The organism is Halorubrum sp. Atlit-26R (assembly GCF_003666015.1).
Classification (GTDB): domain Archaea; phylum Halobacteriota; class Halobacteria; order Halobacteriales; family Haloferacaceae; genus Halorubrum.
Window position 1 is genome coordinate 1 of sequence record NZ_QPLT01000133.1, and the last position, 925, is coordinate 925.

At 62.5% G+C, this 925-nt stretch carries 2 pseudogenes; both read left to right on the forward strand.

Annotated elements, in window-relative coordinates:
• A pseudogene (locus DVK07_RS22895) lies at window positions 1-586 on the forward strand (hypothetical protein); the annotation flags it as partial.
• 36 nt (window positions 587-622) lie between these two features.
• Window positions 623-925: pseudogene (locus DVK07_RS22465) on the forward strand (hypothetical protein); the annotation flags it as partial.

Sequence of the window (925 nt, forward strand, 5' to 3'; positions counted from 1 at the left end):
CACCCTTGAACGCCCGACCGCGGTCGGGAACGCCTCTGCTCTCGCGGATCGCTGGACCGAGGCGCTCCCGGCGGGCGCGACCGCAACGCGGAACGCGACCGGCGAGGCGATCAACGTCACGCTGGCGAACGGCTCGGACCCCTATCGGCTGGCGCTCTCCGAGGTGTCGATCGACGCGACGGGGGAGACGGAGCCGGCGTACGTCGTGCCTGTCGGCTCCGAGAGCGCCGCGGTCGGAGAGACGGTCACGGTCGAGGTCCGCGACCGGTACAACAACCCGGTGCCGGACGCAACGGTGTCGTTCGGCGGCGAGAACCGGACCACGGGCGACGAGGGGCGGGCATTCTTCGAAGTCAACGAGACCGAGACCCTCATCACGACGATCAACGGGACCGGCGGGCCTACCTACGAGCGGGTCACCTTCGACGTGTCGGAGGGTGGCGGCACAGCCGGAAATCAGACGTTCGATGTCAGGTGGATACCGTCCTCGCCGGTGAACGCCACTGAGAACACCGATACGGATCTCGAAGTTCAGATATTCGACCGACAGAGCGGGGACCTGATTAACGACGCCACAATAGATTAATCGTTCGCACCGCTGCAGAACGGGGGTTCTCCGAGTTTGAACCCACTATCATCTCCACAACACGACGGCTCTGACACCCTCGTCTTCTCCCCAAACAACGCGGACATCGGTGACGAATTCTACGTGTACGCAGCAGCGGGTGACGATGTCGATAGACTCCTGGTGCGGGTCATCGAGAGCGGTCAAGGAACGATGGCCGACCGCACGACTGTAACCGGAGAAGACACCGCGGGTGGAAACAACGATGTCACGTTCACCATCGGATCGTCCGGTTCAGACACACAAAGCATCGATATAACCGACATTACAGTTGAGTCGGTTGAGACCAACACGGGGAAC